Origin of the sequence: Limosilactobacillus balticus, from assembly GCF_014145615.1 — a bacterium.
Taxonomy (GTDB): domain Bacteria; phylum Bacillota; class Bacilli; order Lactobacillales; family Lactobacillaceae; genus Limosilactobacillus; species Limosilactobacillus balticus.
Window position 1 is genome coordinate 1 of record NZ_JACIVH010000042.1, and the last position, 22467, is coordinate 22467.

The 22467-nt window shown below is 40.1% G+C and carries 9 protein-coding genes; 3 read left to right on the forward strand and 6 right to left on the reverse strand.

The window, feature by feature from the left end:
* The 5 genes from H5S10_RS00915 to H5S10_RS00935 all read right to left on the reverse strand — a co-directional run.
* On the reverse strand, positions 1 to 3968 hold a 3968-nt coding region (locus tag H5S10_RS00915), incomplete at its 3' end, for a Rib/alpha-like domain-containing protein (protein ID WP_182588414.1).
* 371 nt (positions 3969 to 4339) lie between these two features.
* Positions 4340 to 14116, reverse strand: coding sequence for a Rib/alpha-like domain-containing protein (locus H5S10_RS00920; protein ID WP_182588415.1), 9777 nt, complete (start codon positions 14114 to 14116; stop codon positions 4340 to 4342).
* A gap of 228 nt (positions 14117 to 14344) precedes the next feature.
* The gene (locus H5S10_RS00925) at positions 14345 to 15271 is read right to left on the reverse strand and encodes an FAD:protein FMN transferase (RefSeq protein ID WP_182588416.1); all 927 of its coding nucleotides are present in this window, start codon (positions 15269 to 15271) and stop codon (positions 14345 to 14347) included.
* A 2-nt stretch (positions 15272 to 15273) separates the two neighbouring features.
* Positions 15274 to 16524, reverse strand: coding sequence for an NAD(P)H-dependent oxidoreductase (locus H5S10_RS00930; RefSeq protein WP_182588417.1), 1251 nt, complete (start codon positions 16522 to 16524; stop codon positions 15274 to 15276).
* The gene (locus tag H5S10_RS00935; RefSeq protein WP_182586165.1) at positions 16524 to 17096 is read right to left on the reverse strand and encodes an NADPH-dependent FMN reductase; all 573 of its coding nucleotides are present in this window, start codon (positions 17094 to 17096) and stop codon (positions 16524 to 16526) included. Before H5S10_RS00935 ends, H5S10_RS00930 begins: the two co-directional genes overlap by 1 nt.
* A gap of 255 nt (positions 17097 to 17351) precedes the next feature.
* Here H5S10_RS00935 and rlmD point away from each other — a divergent pair, with 255 nt between their 5' ends.
* Positions 17352 to 18755 carry a 23S rRNA (uracil(1939)-C(5))-methyltransferase RlmD gene (gene rlmD, locus H5S10_RS00940; protein WP_182588418.1) on the forward strand — a complete coding sequence of 468 codons (1404 nt, stop codon included), beginning with the start codon at positions 17352 to 17354 and terminating at the stop codon, positions 18753 to 18755.
* A 35-nt stretch (positions 18756 to 18790) separates the two neighbouring features.
* On the opposite strand, the gene H5S10_RS00945 is transcribed toward rlmD, so the two are convergent.
* Positions 18791 to 20251 (reverse strand): FAD-dependent oxidoreductase, encoded by a 1461-nt coding sequence (locus H5S10_RS00945; protein ID WP_182588419.1) that lies wholly within the window; start codon positions 20249 to 20251, stop codon positions 18791 to 18793.
* A 114-nt stretch (positions 20252 to 20365) separates the two neighbouring features.
* Here H5S10_RS00945 and H5S10_RS00950 point away from each other — a divergent pair, with 114 nt between their 5' ends.
* On the forward strand, positions 20366 to 21274 hold the full coding sequence (locus H5S10_RS00950) for a LysR family transcriptional regulator (RefSeq protein ID WP_182588420.1): 909 nt from the start codon (positions 20366 to 20368) through the stop codon (positions 21272 to 21274).
* Between the two features lie 88 nt (positions 21275 to 21362).
* Positions 21363 to 22373 (forward strand): LacI family DNA-binding transcriptional regulator, encoded by a 1011-nt coding sequence (locus H5S10_RS00955; protein WP_182586163.1) that lies wholly within the window; start codon positions 21363 to 21365, stop codon positions 22371 to 22373.
* Positions 22374 to 22467 lie beyond the last annotated feature (94 nt).

Consider the following 22467-nt stretch of genomic DNA (forward strand, 5'->3'; position numbering starts at 1 on the left):
TCCGCATCACTTGCCGTGCTTGGCTTTGTAACATGAACTGTGACTGGCACTTCGTCCCTGGAACCATCTGGGTATGTTACCACAACCGTTGCCGGCTTATTTCCTTCGGTACTTACATTTGGCGTATCCTTCCACGTGTACTTTGTACCGGCTGGTAACTCGCCCTTGTTCTTGATCCCGTCAGCTGGATCTGGAACTACACCAGCCTTCGTATTGATTGTTTGACCTTCTGGTGTGTACTTATCCGCATCAGTTTGTGAAGGAGTAGTCTTCTTGTAACTTACAGTTACAGTAGCGCCATTTTGTGGAATACCACCTTTTTCAGTTACTTGAGCTGCTGGAACTTCGGTTGCTTTCATACCATTAATGTAAGAATCGTAACCATTAATTTGTTGTACTTCGATTGTTGGGAATTGTGCTTCACCGTTCTTAGCATGCCATGGATTCCAAGTAATTTCACCAGTTACGGGATCTTGATAACCTGCAACACCGTTAACATCACGAGTGTATTCTACAGTTTGCGTTACTGGAGCAATCGCTGCATGTTCTGCCGGAACTTCGTAGTTAATAGTACGAATTACTGCCAGATTCATATCCTTGTTTAAAGAGTCGTATGGTACTGGAGTTGCGCCTTCTTTTACATAAGTAATGGTATCATTAATATTTTGTGAAGCAGCAGTCACTTCAATAGCTGGAATTTGGTTAGCGTCATCCTTTACACCATTTACATAGGTGTTGTATCCCTTTTGTGGAGTAATAGTATATGCAGGAATAAGGTAAGTCGGAACACCATTCTTATCTACCGTGCCTTCTGGACCTTGCCATGCATTCCAAGTAATATGACCAGTTGCTAAGTCCTTCACACCTGTACGTTGAAATGGCACAGTAATAGTTCTGACAGTAATCTTATCAGCTTCAGGCTTACCTGCTGGGATTTTGTAAATAGTTTGCGTTACTTCGCGGTAAGTATCTTTATTATTTTTATCAACCGGAACCACTTCAGTAGGAACGGTTACTTTAATTGAACTTGCTGGAATATTAACGTTTAAGTAAGTTGGTTGACCATTTGCACCCTTATCAGTAAAGGTAATCTTAATTACGCCGCCTTGACCATTTTCATTTGGCTTAGTTACCCAAGTAGTACTTGCAATTTCCTTTGTCGGAATATTGTTATCTACTAATTGATCAAATTGTTCGTTCGTCAGGTCTGAACCAAGGACAACATTAACTGGCGCAGTTACATTCTTAGCACCTGCTCCCTTCGCATCAATCGTGAATGATTTAGTAGTAACAGTACCATTCTTTGCACCTAAGATGTTCTTTGCTGTCGCATTGTTAGTAAAGTCAACCTTAACACTAGTAGTGATTTTCTTACCCATTACCGTTGCTGTATCAACATTAGTATCTGGAGTTGTAGCCCAGCTAACAGTTGATGGATCAATCGTAATTGGCGTAGCAGTAGTTGAAAGCTTACCGTTAGTTAAAGTATAGCCTTCTGCAGTTACAACGCTAGCAGCAGATAAAACTTGTGAATTGGCAGTAGTTTCATGAGCGTTAAGGTTAGAAGCATCAACTGTGGTTACAACTGCACCCTTATCACCCCAAGTTACTGTTTGACCTGCTTTAGTAACAATTACCGGCACAGTCGTTTCATCAGTGCTCTTGTCAGGGTAAGTTACAGTCACGGGAATATTGTAAGCACCTGGGGTTACCTCAGCACCTGGTTTAACAGTGAGAGCACCAGTTGACGGATCAATCGTAGCCCAATCTGGTGTATCAGTGCTAGTGGTAAAGGTAGTTCCAGTTGGAGCAGTGACATCCTTGCCATCTTGATCAGTAAATGTTGGGTCCTCAGTTGCAGTTTGACCTTGTTCAACGTTCACCGGCTTATATGATGGAGTGTATTGATTATTTTCCTCCAAACTTGAACCAAATTTAACACCTGAAGTATTCCACCAACTAAAGTGATTAATAAAACTATTTAATGCTTTTGAGGCTTCAGTTTCATTGCCTTCAGGTACAACCGCGCCATTAGAGAAGCTATTTGAACCTGGATCAGAAACATCCGGTGTTAATACAACCTCATTAACACCTTTAGCTGGAGTATCATCATTGACCGATCCATTCATATATTCAGAGCCTTCATTATTCCAGTCGCCAAAGTCGCGATATGAACGAAAGGCATAAGCGTAGTCTCCACCCTGACTAGTATTATTTAAGTATTTAATATTCCAAGTTACCGGCTCAGTTTCACCAGCAGGAATTATAGTTAATGGAGTATTATACGTACTATTAGCTGAGTTGATTACAATGTGGGTTTGGTGAGAAGCAACATCTCCTGCGCCTTCAGTTTTAATTAAATATCCTGGTTTGTTAGGCGTAGTTCGTTGTAAATTAACTAATTTTGCATTATTGAAGTTAAGATAGTTCTGACTACTTGTTCCCCACATCGTTAAAATAGCTGGCCAACCGTCACTATAATCATCTTTAGAGAGTGTATAAGAAGATGGTAAATAAGAAGAGTAAGCAGAATCTTGCAAATTCAAACTACCACCATTTACTTCTAGATGATAAATTTGACCAGTTCCACTATTCGGTCCCATCGCAAGCAATGGCGAATCAGAATCACTTACATTAGTCCTAATGATAGAAAGTAAGGCATTAGGGCTAATTCTTACTGTACTATTCTCCGTATCTCCATCATAATCTAAGCCAACCACACCAGCAGAACGAAAACCTGTATTACTCATTTTACTAGTAATAATTTTTAATGATGCATTATCTTGCAAATCAAGATTACTTGCATTATTTACCCCCATCGAAGCTCCAGAACCTAACTCCATTGTTACTTGGCCATTAGGCATTAACCGTAATACGCCTGATGTTGCATTATCAATAGTTTGACTGCCAGCGCCACCAACAGAAAACGAAATGCCGGCCATGTTTGAAGTAGCTGCACTGTTGAAATCAACATTGGCACCATTCTCTATTACAACATTACCTGAAGCTTGAATATTAGCTAAATCACTTGAACTATCATTATTTGCAGTAAATACAGTAGAGCCATTACTAAAGTTAACATTATTTGCTTGAATTAAAGCTGAGCTAGTAATATTTGAATTATTTAGACTGCCTTGTAATTTATTCTGTCCCTCAAAATTAACATTGACATTGGGATATGAGGAAGCAGTTGAATTATTAAGTAATTGGCCTGAATCTTCACTGGTTGTAACTCCATTAAAGGTCAATGTACTGTCGTTAGAAGTAGCACTGTTAAACCAAAATGGACCATATCCACTAGTTGTTTGAAGATTTAAATCCTTTAAAATAACATTCCAATTGCGGGTAGGGTTACTTGCATTGGGCTCATAGTAAGTATTACTGTCAAGATCAATGTAGTTATTCCCCATATTTAAAGCATATTGGTTTTGACCATCAATTGTTACTGTACGAGCAATCCCATAGTTGTTTATATCCTGATAGCTACCATTATTTAAATTAGCATTACTGAAATCAATATTCTTATCTAAGGTAATTGTACTTATATTTTTATTTTGTAAAGCGGTCAAGAATTGAGAATAGTCACTGACTGATTGAACTTGACTATTTTGCGCAGGCTCTGTAGTCGTATTTTGTGCAATTTTATTTTGATCAATTCCCTGACTCGTTACCAAATTTTGATTATTGGCAGCATTTGACACCGTATTATTTGTAACTAAGTCGGCTGGGTTAGTTTCTCCGTTATTTGATATACTTAATGCCTTTGAATCAATATTTGTTTGAACCACTTCTTGATTAATAGTGTTACTATGCGTCTCTGTAGTTGTGTTAGCAGAAGCATTTATTCTTATAAATGTTAATCCTATAAGTACCGATGCAACGCCAACTGTAAGTTTCTTAATTGTAAATCGCTGTTTTTTTGGTTCTTGTTTCCAAAACCGCTCTTTTCGATTATTCTTTGACAACATAATTTACCCCTCCTAAAAAATGTCGTACTAATATATAAACCATTAACACTATTAATCTTAATTCTTTTGTTGTATTTTTTAAATTATTAACACTTATCAGCATATGTTGTATACACCTTAAAGCAAAATAAACATATCAATAAAATATTTATAAAGAATCAACATTATAAACATAAGTCGGAGCGTCTTGGACATAGTTATTAGGCCAAGGCGTTCCAACTTTCTATTCGTCAGAGGATAACATAGGGTCTCTTGACGAAAAACAAAAAAGTGCGGACACTCACCATTTTGATGAGCGTTCGCACTTCTTTAGTTCAGCACTTTTAATTAAGTTATATCTTTCAGGGGGGAGAGAAATGATGTTATCTTAATTATTTATCAGCTTTGCGTTTCTTATCGTGACCCGCGAAGCCGAAGAGACTTGCAACAGCAGCAAGACTCAAGCCGGCTAATGCACTGAACTTAGAAGAATCATTACCAGTTTGTGGCAATGTCTTCGCTGATTGCTGGCTAGTACTGTTAGTTGCACTATTTTGTGTTTGACCAGTTACGTTTTCGATTACTGAACCGTTATTAATTTCAGTACCGTTTTGATGATCAATTGAACCATTACCGAAGTTCGTGTTTCCGCCATTATCGGGGTTTATAGCATCTACATGAACATTAACAGTTACTTCATAGGTAGTTCCGTCTGGGAAGTGAACTTCAACTACACCAGTGTGATCACCAGGAGTAGAAACATCAGGCTCTTGCTTCCAAGTGTAAGTTGTTCCATCTGGCATCTGATCTTTGTTCTTAATTGCATCTGCAGGGTTAGGGAGTTTACCTTGATCAGTTGTAATATTTTGTCCCTCAGGTGCGGGAACATTAACAGTTACTGTAACCGTATCTTCTGAACCGTCTGGATAACGAACAGTAATTGTTTCAGTATGTGAACCAGGCTTCTTGACATCTTGTGCTACTTGGTCTGGGTTTGTCCAAGTGTACTTGGTGCCATCAGGGAGATCAGCCTTGTTCTTAATCCCGTCTGCTGGATCTGGAACCTTACCTTCCGGAGTAGTAATTGGTTGCGGTTCTGGTGTGTACTTATCTGCATCGGTTGTTGGGTTGGTTACGTGGATGGTTACTGGAATTTCGTCCTTTGAGCCATCTGGGTAGGTTACAACGATAACTGCTGGCTTATCACCTGGAGTTGTTGTATCAACAGGAGTCTTCCAAGTATACTTGGTGTCACCTGGTAAGTCTCCCTTATTCTTGATGCCATCTGCAGGATTTGGAGTTTCGCCTTTCTTGACAGTAACCGTTTGCAGCTCTGGGCTGTACTTATCGGCATCACTAGTAACATTTACATATACCGGAACAACTTCACTTGAGTCATCCGGGTAAGTTACCGTTACGTAATGCATGCTCAAGCCAGCTTGACTTGTAGATGGCGTGCCATTTGTCCAAGTGTACTTAGTGCCAGTTGGTAAGATGTTCTTGTTAACAATACCTTGTGGTGCGTCGTTAGCTAAGTCTTCACCAAGCTTTGCAACAATTGTGCCACCCTCTGGATTGTACTTCTCAGCATCAGTCGTAGTTCCTGGTTGAGGAGCTTCTGAATTCTTAACCGTAATAATGACTGGTACATTATCTTGTGAACCGTCTGGGTAGGTAACAACAACAACTGCTGGTTGAACACCAACTTTATTAGTATCTGGAGTTGTTTCCCAAGTGTACTTGGTACCAGCTGGCAATTCACTCTTGTTAGTAATTGCAGCGGCAGCATCTGGAACCTTTGCACCCTTATCAACTGTGATGTTTTGACCCTGTGGAGTGTACTTATCCGCATCAGTTGGGTTGACATGAACAATTGTAGGAACATCTTCACTTGAGCCATCTGGATAAGTTACTGTAATTACAGCCGGCTTGTCACCAGTAGTTGAAGTATCTGGCGCATTCTTCCAAGTGTATTTAGTACCATCTGGCAAAGTATCCTTATTAGCAATCCCCTCGCTAGCATCTGGAAGTTTAGCACCACGATCAACGTTAACTACTTGGCCTTGTGGATTATATTTATCAGCATCTGTTTCACTTGGCGTTGTCGTATCAGTAACGATAACTGTTGTTGTAACTTGGTCTTGTGAACCATCTGGGTAGTTAACAGTAATAATTACTGGCTGCGAGCCAACCTTAGCTGGATCTGGGGCAACATCCCAAGTGTACTTGGTACCGCTTGGTAATTCAGAAGCATTCTTAATTCCTTGTTCAGCTGATGGAACGGGATCACCCTTCTTAATAGTGATGGTTTGACCTTCCGGTGCATACTTATCAGCATCATCAGTTACGTGAACCATTACTGGAACCTCATCAACAGAGCCATCTGGATAAGTGACAGTTACAATACCATTCTTGTTACCAACAGTATTGGTATTAGGAGCATACTTCCAAGTGTAAGTAGTCCCTTCTGGCAAATCAGAGTGATTTACAATCGCATTCTCTGCATCGGTTGGTGTCAATACATGGCCCTTGTCAACAGTGATGTTTCCACCATCAGCAGTGTACTTATCAGCATCGGTTGTTGGGTTAGTTACGTGGATCGTTACTGGAACTTCATCTTTAGAACCGTCTGGATAAGTTACAACAACCGTGGCTGGCTTATTACCTTCAGTTGTTACATCAGGCGTATCTTTCCAGGTGTACTTTGTGTCGGCTGGCAAGTCGCCCTTGTTCTTAATCCCATCGGCTGGATCTGGTACTACGCCGGCCTTAGTGTTCACATCTTGGCCTTCTGGCGTGTACTTATCTGCGTCAGTTGAGTTTGTAGTGTAGTTAATTTCAACAGTAGTGCTCTTGGTATCTGGGTTAACAGTTTCAGCAGCAACACTTGCTGGGTTAGCTGTGTAGCCCTTTACTACTGGTGCATTGTATCGGGCCCATGTACCAGTTGCAGCATCACTATCAACTACATGCCATGCGTTCCAAGTGATCTTGCCCGTTGCAGGGTCTTGGTAACCCGCATTGCCATCCTTATCTTCACGAGTAAACTTAACTGTTTGCGTTTGTGATTCTGAATCAGCATTAGGAATGTTTGCCACAATCGTCCGGCTAACTTCACGATACATGTTATCATTTGTGCCGTTCCACTTGATTGGGGTACTGCCATCCTTGTGATAAACGATAGTTACACTTTGATTTGGTGTATTAGCATTTACAGTCTCAGCAGCAACATTTGCTGGATTTGCGGTGTAGCCCTTTACTGCTGGTGCATCGTACTTAGCCCAAGTACCAGTTGTAGCGTTCAGGTCACCAGCAACATGCCATTCCGTATTGTAAGTAATCTTGCCAGTTGCCACATCCTCGTAACCACTGTTGCCATCCTTATCTTCATTAGTAAAGTGGACAGTTTGGGTTACTGGCATCTTAGTACCATCAGGATTTTCAACGATGATAGTCCGAGTTACGTAACGGTTCATTTCATCGTTGATCCCTTCCTTACCTGGGGTGTAAGGAACTGGCGTTGTGCTTTCAGTAACAATAACCTTAACAGGTACTTCGTCAGTTGACTTATCAGGGTAGGTTACAATAACTGTACCATCGACTGTACCTGGCTTGCTTACATCTGGGTTAGTCTTCCAAGTGTAGGTAGTGCCTTCTGGTAAATCACCAGTGTTGCTAATACCTTCACCAGCATCTGGGACATTACCAACTGTCGTATGAACATCTTGGCCTGCTGGAGTGTACTTGTCGGCATCGGTCCGATTATCAGTAACATTGACATTTACAGTAACTGTATCAGTTGAGTTATCTGGATAAGTTACGGTAATGGTTTCAGGGTAAGTGCCTGCCTTCTTGACATCCTGTGCTACTTGATCTGGGTTTGTCCAAGTGTACTTAGTGTCAGCAGGAAGGTCACTAGTATTACTAATTCCCTTTTCAGCTTCTGGAACAACACCAACTGTAGTATTAACAGTTTGACCTTCTGGGGTGTACTTGTCAGCATCAGTTTGACTAGGCGTAGTCTTCTTGTAGCTAACATTCACAGTAGCGCCATTTTGTGGTACTCCATCTTTTTCAGTTACTTGAGCTGCTGGTACTTCCGTTGCTTTTGCACCATCTACATATGAATCATAGCCGGCGATTTGGGTAACACCAGTTGATGGGAATTGACCGTCCCCACCCTTCACATGCCATGCGTTCCAAGTAATATCACCATTGACTGGGTCTTGATAACCAGCTACACCGTTAACATCACGAGTGTATTCTACGGTTTGCGTTACTGGAGCAATGGCATCATGTCCGGCTGGTACTTCATAGTTAATAGTACGAGTTACTGACATGTTCATATCCTTGCTTGAAGGATCATATGGTACTGGAGTTGAGTTTTGCTTTACATAAGTAATGGTATCAGTGATGTTTGCAGAATCAGCAGTTACATCAACAGCTGGAATTTGATTGTCAGTATTCTTAATACCATTTACGTAAGTGTCATAACCCTTTTGTGGTGTAATAGTATATGCAGAAATAGTGTAGGTAGGTACACCATTCTTATCTACTGTACCTTCTGGACCTTGCCATGCATTCCAAGTAATATCACCAGTTACCAAGTCCTTCACACCAGTACGTTGGAATGGAATAGTAACGCTTCTTACCGTATTAGTTTCAGTTTGTCCAGCTGGTACTTCTTGGATAGTTTGAGTTACTTCACGGTAAGTGTCTTTGTTATTCTTATCAACTGGAACATTTTCAGTACCGTGTTCAACTTTGTAGTTTACAGGTTGTGGATCATCTGAACCGAACGTGTAAGATCCGATAACTTGTTGATGTGGAACTAGTTTCCAGTTAGTTGGAACATTTCCAGGTACATCAACATTAACAGCTTCGCCAGTCTTACCAGAAACATTGTAAGTACCTATCACAGTGCCATTACCGTCAACATAATTAATTACTAAAGTATGTTCGTTAGCAGTGTAAGTTACATTAACAGTTTCATTTTGTGAATTTTCAGTAATAGTTCCTGAAGCTGGAACATATTGTTGACCATCAACAGTTTCAATAGTTGCACCAGTTGCAGTAGCAGTGTAGCCAGGTTTAGTTACTTCATATTGTGGGAAGTTAGTTACTGGTTGACCTTCACTATTCTTAGCAGCTACCCAGTTAGTGTAAGTTACTTGTTGGTCTGCTGGCTTAGAAAGATCAGTTATCTTAGCGCGACTGTAAATTACGTGTTGAACAAATGGGGCACTTTCACCTTCCACTGTAATCGTCCGAGTAATATCACGATAAATGTCGTGGTTAGTCTTGTTATCAACACCTTGATCAACCTTGATTACATTTACAGCTACTGGAACATCAAGGTAACTACCATCAGTGAAGTTAATTCGTACTGTTGCAGGAGCCTTAGCATTAGCTTCAGCAAGACTTGGTAAAGTTTGCCAGTTAACTGAACTAATTTCAGAATTATGATCAGCAGTTAAATCATTAGTATTTACAAGCTTTGAAGCGTCCCCTAAAGCAACCTTCAAATCAGTAACATCGGAGTTAACACTTGGAATAGTACCGTTAGCTTCTGCACCATAAATGTAAACTGATGGGAATGGGTAAGTTGACACTGGGCCTTTACCATAAATTGGCCAGTTTACACTTGAACTGTCAACAACAGCTGAATACTTAGGATAACCAAATTGATCATTCGTCAAGTTAGTGTATTCAATTGTCTTAGTACCACCATTGTTGTCTGAGGCTAAGCTTGATGGTTGACCATTACCTTTGATTGCACCTAATGCATTATTGAATAGAACAGTTCCATCGGCAGTCCAACTAATCTTAATGTCACTAGCATTAATAGATTGTGGAGCATCAACAGTTACACCAGCTGGATTATCACCAGTTTGGGTAAGAACATATGCAGTCTTGTCGGTATTCAAAGTGTAAATGTATGGCTTGCTGTAATTTTGACCACCTTGGTAATAACTTAACTTGAAGTTTTCAATTACTGGTTCACCGATAATGTTCTTATCTGAGGTCTTGTGAGTTACAACATTATTGGCATGAAGGCTGAAGACATGACCATTATCGATAACAGTAACATCTCCTTGACCATTTACAGCAACCGGAATTGTTACTGTTTCAGTAGTACCATCTGGATAAGTTACAGTCGCCGTACCAGTAGTTGCACCCGGCTTTGAAGTATCTGGCTTAATCGTCCAAGTTGCAGCTAATGGATAACCGTCAACTGGAGTAGTACCACCATTATTCAAGTTAGCGATACCTTCAGTAGCAACTGGATCACCGCCAACAGTAGTAGTAATTGATTTAATCTCTGGCTTAGCATTAACAACTACATTAGTTGGAACCTCGTCCTTAGAACCATCTGGGTAAGTTACGACAATGACAGCTGGCTTCTTACCTGGAGTAGTTGTATCTGGAGTGTTTTGCCAAGTATAAGTTGTACCATTTGGTAAAGTATCTGCATTCTTAATGCCCTTTTTAGCATCAGGAACTTCTCCAACCTTAGTTGAAACATCTTGCCCTTGTGGAGTATTGGTTTCTGCATCAGTAGTTACCTCGATTGAATTTGCTGGAATGTCAACGTTCAAGTAAGTTGGATTGCCATTAGCATCCTTATCATTAAAAGTAATCTTGATTACGCCGCCTTGACCTTGTTCATCAGGTTTAGTTGCCCAAGTAGTAGTTGCAATTTCGTCAGTTGGGATTTTGTTATCTACTAATTGATTAAATTGTTCATTAGTTAAGGCTGAGCCAAGTGCCACATTAACTGGAGTAGCGACATTATTAGCACCAGCACCCTTTGCATCAATAGTAAATGGGTTAGTAGTTACAACACCATTCTTTGAACCTAAGATGTTATTAGCGGCATCATTGTTAGTAAGGTCAACATTAACACTAGTAGTGATTTCCTTACCAGCTGCAGTTGCTTTATCAACATTAGTATCTGGAGTTGTAGTCCAGCTAACAGTTGATGGATCAATCGTAATTGGCGTAGCAGTAGTTGAAAGCTTACCGTCAGTTAAAGTATAGCCTTCTGCAGTTACAACGCCACCAGCAGAAAGAACTTCTGAATTTTCAGTAGTTTCATGAGCATTAAGCCCAGAAGTATCAACTGTAGTTATAATTGCACCTTTATCACCCCAAGTTACTGTTTGACCAGCCTTAGTAACAATGACTGGTACAGTAGTCTCATCAGTACTCTTGTCTGGGTAAGTTACAGTTACTGGAATATTGTAAGCACCTGGAGTTACATCGGTACTTGGTTTAACAGTTACAGTACCATTTGATGGGTCAATAGTTGCCCAATCTGGCGTAGCAGTACCTGTAGTAAAGGTGGTTCCAGCTGGAGCAGTGACATCCTTACCATCTTGATCCGTAAATGATGGGTCACCAGTTGCAGTCTGACCTTGTTCAACAGTTACTGGTTTATATGATGGAGTGTAAAGATTTGCCATTGGTTCAGTAATATTCAATGGAATATTTGCAAAGTCAATGGATCCATCAGTATAGGTTACTTTTGCCCAAGCTGACTTATCAGTAGTCTTTAAATCACCCGTTGGGTTAGTTGGTTCTGCTTCATCGCCCATGACAGTCTTCCATTCAGTAGCATCAGTAGCTGCATCATACCAGCTTACGTTCTTAACAGAAGAAAGATCAGTAGTTACAGTACCATCACTAGAAAGTAAGCCTTTAATACCATCTTTAGCAATTAAATCACTTAAAGTTTGGTTAGTATTACCATCAATAGTTTGAACTACTGGTTGGTATTTTTCGGCATCAGTTGGTGTTACTTTAGTTTCTAGATTAGTACCCATAGAAACTCGTTGTGGAGTCCACCAATTAAAATTATTTAAGAAACGATTCAAGTATGGTGTCTCATAATCTACACCTGGATTTGGTTGACCTTGAGTAATGGTACCGTTAGTGTATTGATATTGATTCAATCCAGCTTGGCTACCACCCATGGTAACAGTACCGTTTGAGTGAAGAAACTTAATCTCACCATTTTTGTTTTCACCAAGTGTTTGTCCTTGTCCAGCAAAACCACTGATTGAGTTGTTACCCCAGTTATTTTGAGTTTCAAGATTATTAATATACCAATAGTATGATGGATTATTGTAATTTCCTTCATCCCATTGAGCTAGTGGTAATGGATTATTGCTACCATTGCTTTGAATATTAACGTGGTTTACTTGGTTTTCAAGACGTAACAAGGTACCAGTTTGACTACCTGTCCGTTGCAAGTTTACATAGGCTGGATTAGTAATGTTAATTGTATTAGAACTATTTGCACTACCATTACCGCTTCCCCACATAGTTATTTCACCGATATTAGGAGTATTAGTAAAATCTCCTGAAATTGATGAAGTAGCATCATCTTGTAAATCTAAAGTAGCTCCATCTTGAACATTTAGAGTAAAGATAGAACCTGTACCATTTCCAGATCCAAATGAAATTAATGGGGATGTAGATTTACCATTTCCAGTTCTAATAATTGTCAACTTACCTGCATTATCTAATAAATTCGAAGCAGCATTAGTGACATTTGCAGCAAAACCAACACCTAGCGAAATTGGTGCAAAGTGGTAACCATTATAATTAGTTACACCGTTTGAACCACTACCATCATTGCTCTGCTTAGTGTTAATGGTAACAGCACCAGTCTTACCAATGTTTAAGTTACCAGCCCAAATAGCTATTGAGTGACCATCTGCCATATTGGCATTTAAATTACCGTCAACTTGAACGGTACCGGTAATAGCACTATTTACAAGCATACCTTTAACATCAGTAGATTTACCATTTAGGGTAACAGTTGCACCTTGTTGAACATCAATTGCTGGTGCAGTATCTGTATCGTCTTCAACTTTAGCTCGTAAAATATTTCCACCAGCATTTTGATCATTGTTGGTTTTAGCACTACTTACATTAAAGACAGTATTAGTGCCATCTGCAAAGATGATATGTGAAGCTGAAATAGCACTAGAATAATTATAAAGTTGATTACCATCAACGTTCACAGCCTCAGTCGTAATTGTATTGTTACCTTTGAAAGTTACTGTAGTATATGGATTATCTCCAGTTAATTTTGCCATGGTAGTGTTATAAAACGCACCATTCTTAACATCAGCAGTTACATTTTCAAAAGTAACTTTATTCTTAGCAAGAAGATCTGTGCTAATGTCATCCCCGCCCATATAAATCGGACTAAATGCTCCACCATAAGTGCTCCAGGAATTGTCGTAACCATCGGCATTGATAGTCACATCCTTAAAAGTAATATCCCATGGAGTGCTATCTTTTTGATTATTTGTGTCAAAGCTAAGGTAGTTAGTACCGAAGTTAATGGTATGGTTTTGCCCATCAATAATTAATCCACCAGAAATGTTAGAACCGTTTAAGTTCATTTTTCCGCTGTTAACAACAGGATTAGGACGCGAAAGGCCATTAACATTAGTGCCCTTGTTAGCAACGGTAATATCACCAGTTAAGTTAATGGTACCAACGCTAGAATCGTTCATAGCGTTAACAAAGCCTTGCCAATCTGATACATCTTGAGTTTGTGTACCCCGCAAAGTCTTTTGAGTTTCTTGCGTATTAGCTGCAGGAGCTGCTGCAGATGTCGTTTGAGCAAAAGAAGCATTTAATAATGAAGCTTGGTTTTGTTCGTTAACATTGTCCGCATTAGCTTTAACATTAAAACTAGTCGTCTGCTGATCATTTGCCGAACTTACTGAAGCAGCAGAAGATGAAGCTGGCGTTGTTACTGAAGCGTCACCAATCTTTGCGGCTGCAGCCTTAGTAGCTTGATCAATTGCATCAGAAACAGCATTTTCATACTTTTGTGCCGCTGTTTCTGAAGCAGGTGTAGCAGAAGCAGCTTGATTATCGCTTGATTGAGTACCCTGTGAGTTTGGGGTAGTCAATGTTGCTTGACTGTTAGTCTGATTAGAAGCACTATTCTGCGCTTCTGCTACTGGCTGACTACCAGCTTCACTATTTGCTTCTGCAGTTGTATCAGCAGAAGCATTCATTCCCATAAATGTAAAACCAATAAGAACTGAAGCAACTCCGACAGTGAGCTTCTTAATAGCAAAACGTTGCTTTTTCGGCTCTTGTTTCCGGAGTTGTTCTTTTCGATTATTCTTCGATAACATACAATTACCCCTCCTAATAATAACCTATAACTTAATTTATTAGTTTACGCCATGAATTATATGCGTTTTTTTTTTTAATCAGCAAGCCTCGCAGGTATTTATAGAACTATTGTGAGAGTAAGAAGGAGAAATTTCAAAAATATTCCATTGCATGAAAAACTAATCATGAAATAAACAAAAAAGCGTGACTAAGCATTTCGCTTAGCCACGCTTAAATGAAATTAAATTTTATTCAAAACCAACATTTACCATTGATTCATCATTATGAATAAAGATAGCGCCACGGTTGCCAGGACGCGCTTCCCAATCTGTGATTGGTTCGCCATTGAAGAAAAGCCGCTTCGCCTCGATTTCACCCATTACTGATTGATCAGTAAAAACAGTCACGCTGCTCAAATCAGTCTCTAACGGGTACCCAGTTCGAGGATCAAGTAAATGGTGATAACGACGACCATTTTTGATCAAAAATCGTTCATAAATTCCAGATGTAACTGCCGAACAAGCAGGCTCACGGACAGTTGCTAGGTTTTCACCACGGTGTAATTGCGGATCCTGCACACCAATGATCCACTGCCCATCATCCCGCCGTGGCGACTTACCAACAAATAAGAGGTTACCCCCTAAGTCGATAATTCCCGCGGGAACTCCAACTTCAATCCAAAGATCACGAATACGGTCAGCAATATAGCCCTTTGCAATCCCGCCAAGGTCTAATTCCATCCCCGGCTCTTCTAAATATACCGTCCGCGCATCTCGGTTTAGCAATACTTTATAAGGATCGATCAACTTTAACCGCTCCTTAATCTCGGCATCACTTGGCACGTGTGCTCCCGCAAAACCGATTTTCCATAGTTTTACTAACGGGCCAATTAAAGCGTTAAAGCCAAAGTTTTCACGACTATATTTCACTGCCAGCTCAATAAGGTCAAAAGTAGTTGGCGATACCATTTTCGGGGTTTTCCCTGCACCATGATTTACCGACATCACTTCTGATTCATTACGGTTAACTGTTAATTGGTCCTCATAGCGGTCAATTAAGTCCATCGATTTCTTTAACAATGAAAAATATTCGTTACCAAAAATCGTTAAATTTATACGAGTTCCGAGAGCGTGATGAGTCATCACATGCCGTTGCGCCATCAATTCATTATTCATAATTAGTTCTCGGATGCACCTGTTGTAGCATCTGCCTCATCATCATTTGCGTCTACGCTGCCCGCATCGGATGCGCCTGTTGTAGCGTCCGCATCAGTATCGTTATTTGCTGCTGGTGCTGGGGTTGCAACCACTTCACTAGCATTGTCAGTGTTATCATCATCGCTTGATTCTGAAGCGCCAGTTGATGCGTCAACACTGTCAGCTTCTTCACTGTTGTCATTAGCATCTTCATGCTTAGAAGCACCAGTGTTACCATCAGTACTCCATGCACCATTTTCGAAGAGGTTAAGAATGTATTCCACACTACCAGTAAATTCGATGGTTCCAAGGTAATGACCATTAACATCACGTAAAGCGTAGTATTGAATCAATGAACGGTGACCATTCATCCATAATGGACGGGTAACAACGTCTTTTTCACCATTTCGGAAACTGTTAATAATCTTCATAACAGCCGGAACAGCCAACGGTGGATGACATTCTTGAACAGTTTCCCCGAGAGAAGCTACATTCCGAACGTGTTCCCGATTTGGCTTGTCAGAGAACCATGCGAAATGGTCGGTACTGTCAATTAAATCAATTTCAAATGGGATTGTACTGAAGATTTGTTGAACTTCTTTTAATGTCAACCGACCAGTAGGGAAGTTAATGTAGGCTTCACTGATCGTTGGTTGTTTAATGGACATATCCAGTCCCTCCTTATTTACATTTTCAAAAATTTGAATGTATTCCACAAAATGGGTAAAGCAGTTTTCAAGGTTATCACGGGCTTCCGCATTAATTAACCGGCCATCTTTTGAGAAGGAATGGCTAGCATTACCAATCAAAACTTCATTTCCTGGCAACAAGTTAGCATCACAATCAGGAGAAACCAGAATCTGACGCATTTGAACTTGGGATCTTGCAGAAGCTTGCCGTCCATAAGATACACCGACAACCATAACGGGCTTGTGCTTTAACACATCGGTCTTGTAGGAAAGCCATTCAACCGTACTCTTCAAGGCTGCCGGAATACCATGGTCATATTCAGGAGTAGAGAAGATAACCCCATCAGCAGCTTTAACCTTTTGCTTTAACTTCCATACCTCTGTTTGTTCAGAAAGAGGGGTATCAACGCTAAATGCTGGCAATTGGCTTATTTCAGCGATCTCAATATCAGCCATTTGACGGAAGTGCTTTTTCATGTATTTAAGCAAAATCCGATTATATGAGAAATTGGCATTAGTTCCGACTAAAGCAAGGATTTTCATTACTTGTTCGCCTCCTTCTTTTCAGCAACCATTTGATTGATTGCCTTAGCGTAGTGTTTGAATTCACGCATACATTTTTCTAAGAAATGAATAGTTGTTTCATTAGTAATGTTGCCATCATTATCAATGATATGAGCGGCATCGCTCATAAAGAACTCTTCATTTTGGAAAATATAAGCATTGACACCTGGTGAGATCAAAATATCTCGTAATTGAACTTGGGAACGGGATGCTCCTTGGGCATGGGTAGAAGCACCGATAATCATGACAGGCTTATCTTCTAACGGATGAACTTCATAGGAAAGCCATTCAACTACACTCTTTAAAGCAGAGGTAACGGAGTGGTTATACTCTGGGCTAGCAATAATAACAGCGTCGGCGCTTGAAACACGACGATCAATATCAGCAACAACCTCAGGAATCTTTCCTTTATAATTTTCATTAAACATTGGCACTTGACGAATATCAATCACATCAATATCATCATCACTAAAATGACGGGCAATAAATTCTAATAACATCCGGTTGTATGAATGATTAGCATTTGATCCGGCAATTGCAGCAATTTTCAAACGTGTCACTTCCTTTAAGTTATTTATGCAACATTTCACATTGTTATTCTACTATATTTTACTCGTTCAAAAAACATATTATTAGTAATACGCACACTTAATTGACTATTTCCATAACAATTGATTATAAGTTGGGCTAAGTTATCATTCTGAGAATTAATTACGCGATTCTTCACCCCCGACATATTTATCCAGTAGTATTTGGAGATGTGCTAAAATATTAAACACATTGAATTAATAGAACGGAGAAATAATATGACACAAACTAAACAACATGAACAAGATGTTGATGTATGGGTTGGGAAACGCTTCCCCCTCACAATTCGTCGCCTAGGCGTTAACGGGCACGGGATCGGCTACTATAAGCATAAGGTATGTTTTGTCCCTGGTGCCCTGCCAAATGAAGTCGTAGTCGCGGAAGTTACACGCGTTCTCCCACGCTATCTTGAAGCTAAAATTCACCGGATCCGGAAGAAGAGTCGGGATCGAGTAACGCCACGAGATGAGTACGCTGATATCGCTGGTGGTTTCGAACTTGAAAACCTCGCTTACCAACAACAATTAAAGTTTAAACGGCAAGTAATCATCGATAGTCTCGAAAAATTTCAACCATACGGCTACCGTAATTACGATGTTCGCCCAACTATTGCAGCCCCTGAAGAATACGGTTACCGTAACAAGGCCCAGTTCCAGGTGCGGATGGTTAATGGCAAAGTAGCGGCCGGTCTTTACCAGCCAAACAGTCATACCCTTGTTGATATGGAGACTTGTGCTGTTCAAATGCCCCGGACAATGGAGACGGTCCGAGCCGTTACGAAGATGATCGAAGACTTGCAGATTCCAGTTTATGATGAAAAGCACAATAGCGGTATCATCAAAACCTTAGCCGTTCGGGAATCATGGTCAACCGGGGAAGTCCAATTAACCTTCATTACTAATTCTGCTAAACTTCCGCACAAACGCGAACTGCTTGAACGCATTGAAAAAGAATTACCAGCAGTTGTTTCAGTTATGCAAAACGTTAACTCTGGTGATACACCTTTAGTTTGGGGTGAGAAAATGATCCACCTTGCTGGGAAAGATTCAATTCTGGAAAGCTTGATGGGACTTGATTTTAAACTCTCAGCCCGTTCATTCCTCCAGCTAAATCCTGAGCAAACAGAGGTACTATACGAAGAAGCTTCTAAAGCTCTTGAATTAGACAAAGACGATACCTTAATCGATGCATATGCTGGAATCGGGACAATCGGTCTTTCCCTTGCATCGCGGGTAAAAGCTGTTCGCGGAATGGAAATCATCCCCGAGGCAGTCGCTGACGCTAACGAAAATGCCAAGCTAAATAATATTACTAATGCTAAATATGAAGTTGGCAAAGCAGAAGAAGTTCTTCCTCGCTGGCAAAAAGAAGGACTCAACTTTGATGCCCTTGTTGTTGATCCTCCACGAACAGGGTTGGATGACCAATTAATCAAGCAAATCTTAAAAGTTAAGCCGCGAAAGTTTGCCTACGTCTCATGTGGTATGGCTTCTCTCGCTCGTAACTTACGGCGGTTAACTAGTGTCTATCACGTTGACTACATTCAACCAATTGACATGATGCCCCAAACGGCTCGTTGTGAAGCAGTTGTAAAATTATCCTTACGAAACGGAAATAAATAGTAGCTAGGTAGGCTGAAAGGAATTTTTCTTTCGGTCTATTTTTGTTTTAAATAGTCGTTGATATGGTGAGCTGCGTTACGACCAGAGTAGAATGCATAACCAACACAAGTTCCAGGCATATTGGGACCATAAGTATCGCCGACTAGCCCTGAAGCATCATTACCGGCCGCATAAAGGCCCTTAATTGGTTTGTAATTGGTATCGAGCACTTCATTAGCAGGTGTTACTCTTAATCCACCCATTGTACAGAAAGCACCAACGTTTAACTCAAAGCCATAAAAAGGACCAGTTGCCACTTTTTGGATGTATTGTGGATCTTTTCCGAAATCTTCGTCAGTTCTTTTATCTGCAAATTCATTATATTGAGCGATTGTCTTTTGAAGGTTATCAACTGGAACACCCATTTTTATTGCTAATTCTTCAATTGTATCAGCCTTGTAAACAAATGACTTGTTTGCAGCAACTGCTTTATCTAATTCTGCCTGAAGTTTATCCATCTTTTGACCACGCCGCACATAAATTCCAAGACCCATAAAATTACCATTATTAACCATTTTATCGATGACGGCCTGATCTAAAATGCTAAATACTTTTGCTTGAGTATACAGGGCGTTTCCTGCTAATGAGAAGTTATAAACAACTTCTTCATTGACAAACCGTTCCCCATTTTCGTTAACCCATAATAATGGTTGTTGTCCAGCAGCGGTATTCATCTGTGAAGGCATCATCTTGTAGGAAGGTTCATCTTTATCTTTCAAGTAACCCCCAAACAACATTGCCATTCCAAGACCGCTTTTCTGAGCCCCGATGTGCCAAGCCATTTCTAGTCCGTCACCAGTGCCTTTACCGGAACTTACTGGAACAAGTCGATTAATGTCATAGCTAGTTTCTTCTTTAATCAAACGTGAATTATTGAGATATCCACCAGAAGCCAAAACAACTGCCCGGGCATTAACCCTATACCGTTCCTTGGCTTTATTATCTCTAATGGTTACTTCAAATTCACCATTGTTCTTCTTAGCTAAGTTAACAGCGCGTGCAAGAGTAAGTACTTCGCCCCCGTTTTGTTCAAATTTAGGTTGGAGAACATCGTGAATTACGCCGAAGCCCATTCCCTTATAGATGTGCCAAGTTGCTTCACCCGCACCCATCGCTTGGACTCCCTCATATTCAACCCCTTGATCATGGAGCCATTGGACATTTTCAGCACTATTATTGATGTAATTACGCCAAATTCGGGAATCAGCCTTATATTTTGAATAGTTTACTTCTTCACTTAATACATCAGTTGCTTTGATATTAATTCCCTTTTCTTGTTGTAAATAGGAGTTAATCGCAAATAATCCTTCAGTATAATTTGTACTTCCACCAGTTGTCTTCCCTTTTTCGAGTAAAAGTGCTGAGTGGCCGTCTTGAACTGCTGTCAGTCCGGCTGCCATTCCTGCTGCTCCTGACCCGACAATTACAACATCATAATCTTTTTTCTTATTTCGCATTGTTTTCATCCTCTTACTTTGTTTTATATTTTTATTATAAAACCTTTGTGAAAATGTTAATATGAGTAATATAGATGATAGCCGCAATAATATTTCGGGTAGGAGGCCTTGCAAATGGAGATCGAGCAACTTGAAACCTTTTTAGCCGTTTCGCAACTAGGGAGTTTTCAAAAAGCAGCAGATCAAAAGTTTATTTCACAGCGAACAGTATCGAAACAAATGACTAATTTAGAAAATGAACTTGGGATTAAACTCTTCTTTCGTGGAAGCAACAAGATTTTGCTTACCCAAGCAGGAATTTATTTTGCCCAACGATCAAACGAACTTATTAATCAATTAAACGATAGCATTGGCAAGCTGCACGACATAACGAATAACAATCTCCAGCATTTGCGTATTGGGTACTTCTCTCCTTTTGAAGGACGGTTGCTCACGAGTCATCTCAAGAAGTACCAAAAATTAGCAAAAAATAAGCCAATCAATTTCCATGTTACAGAAGCAAGCGTCGAACATTTGATTGCCGACGTCACAATGGGAATCCTTGATTGTGCTTATATTCTCGATTACGGAACACATGAACATCTCCTTAATACTGAATTGAATAACATTAGTTTAATAGAAGGAGAAATGGTATTAGGAATGAGTAAAGATCATCCTCTTGCAGTAAAAGAAGACATATCTCCTGAAGATCTTTTAGGACAAGCAATTCTTTACTATAGCAATGAAAGTTCTACTTATTTGCAATCCGCCTTTTTAGCCACCCTTCCTCATAACCACGCATATAACGTTCAACGAGTCGGAACTATTGAACAAATGCAAACCCTCGTTGCACTCGGTCAAGCAATCGCTTTTTATCCACAAAATCTTCCTCTATTTTCAAATGAGTGGATTGTATTTCGTCGTCTCCATAGTTCTAAAAATATCTCGTCACAGAAATACGTTATTCGATTAATATATCGGTCTGATAACAACATTAACGGTCTTCAATATTATCGAACATTCTTGATTAATATGCTTAAATAATAATTAAGCCCTGTTTGAAAACGTTTACAAAAAGTTGTTGTTTTCTTATAATAGATTTAATAAGGAAAATAATAAAGGAAGCCCGATTATGAAGCCAACAATTAAAGATATTGCTCAACGGGCCCATGTTTCAACGGCCACTGTTTCTCGTGTTTTATCCAAAAAGGCGAAATCCTACCGTCCCGAAACTGCGGCTAAGATTGAAGCAATCGCTAAAGACTTAGGATACAAGAAAAACCTTGCAGCGGCGGAACTAGCTGCTAACAGTAGTATGTTAATTGCCGTTATCTTAAATAATACTCAAACGAATTTTTCAAATGATATTATCGCCGCTATCCAAGCAGAAACGGACAAAGCGGGGTACCAAATGTTCATCCTTTACGCTGGGAATCATGACGCTCGATTGCTTAATCAAGCAATTAGCGTTGCCCTCGAACGACATGTTGCCGGCATTCTGTTGGTTGCAACCTCCCTCGATGAACAAGCTGCTCGTACCTTACGCGAAAGCAGTACCCCTTGCCGATTAGTATCGGTCTATGACGAAGCTGATCCCCGGTATACTGGATTTAAATTTACAAGTTCAAATAACGAGGAAATTGGTTATTTAGCCACTAACTATTTAATTGAACGTGGTCATTCCCGAATTGGGTTAGCGGGTATTGATCGTTCCTCAACTGGAAAGCAGCGACTCCACGGCTACCAACGGTCAATGACTGAACACGGATTGATACCGCGGATGGACTGGGTTGAATATGGCGATTACAGTTTTGGCCCTCAACAAAATATGCTCAAAACACTAATGAACAAGGATCTTGATGCGATTATCACCGCTAGCGATATGGTGGCCGTGGGGATGATCAGAGAGGCTCATTTACTAGGACTCAATATTCCGAAAGACCTATCGTTTATTAGTATCGACGGAACCTTTCTCTGTGATATCACCATCCCAACCATTACAAGCGTAACTCAGGACTTTTATCAAATGGGGCTAATCGCGGTTAGGAGCCTCTTGAACGATGACGACTCCCAATTTATCCCAGTTCATATCACACCACGAAATAGTGTAAGGCTCCTCGGCAAAAAATCATTAGAACGTTAAAAAGTCGCTATCTTTCATTAAATCAGATTGCGACTTTTTATTCTTATTTTTTTGCAAGCGGTTGCACAAAAATAAGAAGTTTGTTATATTATTC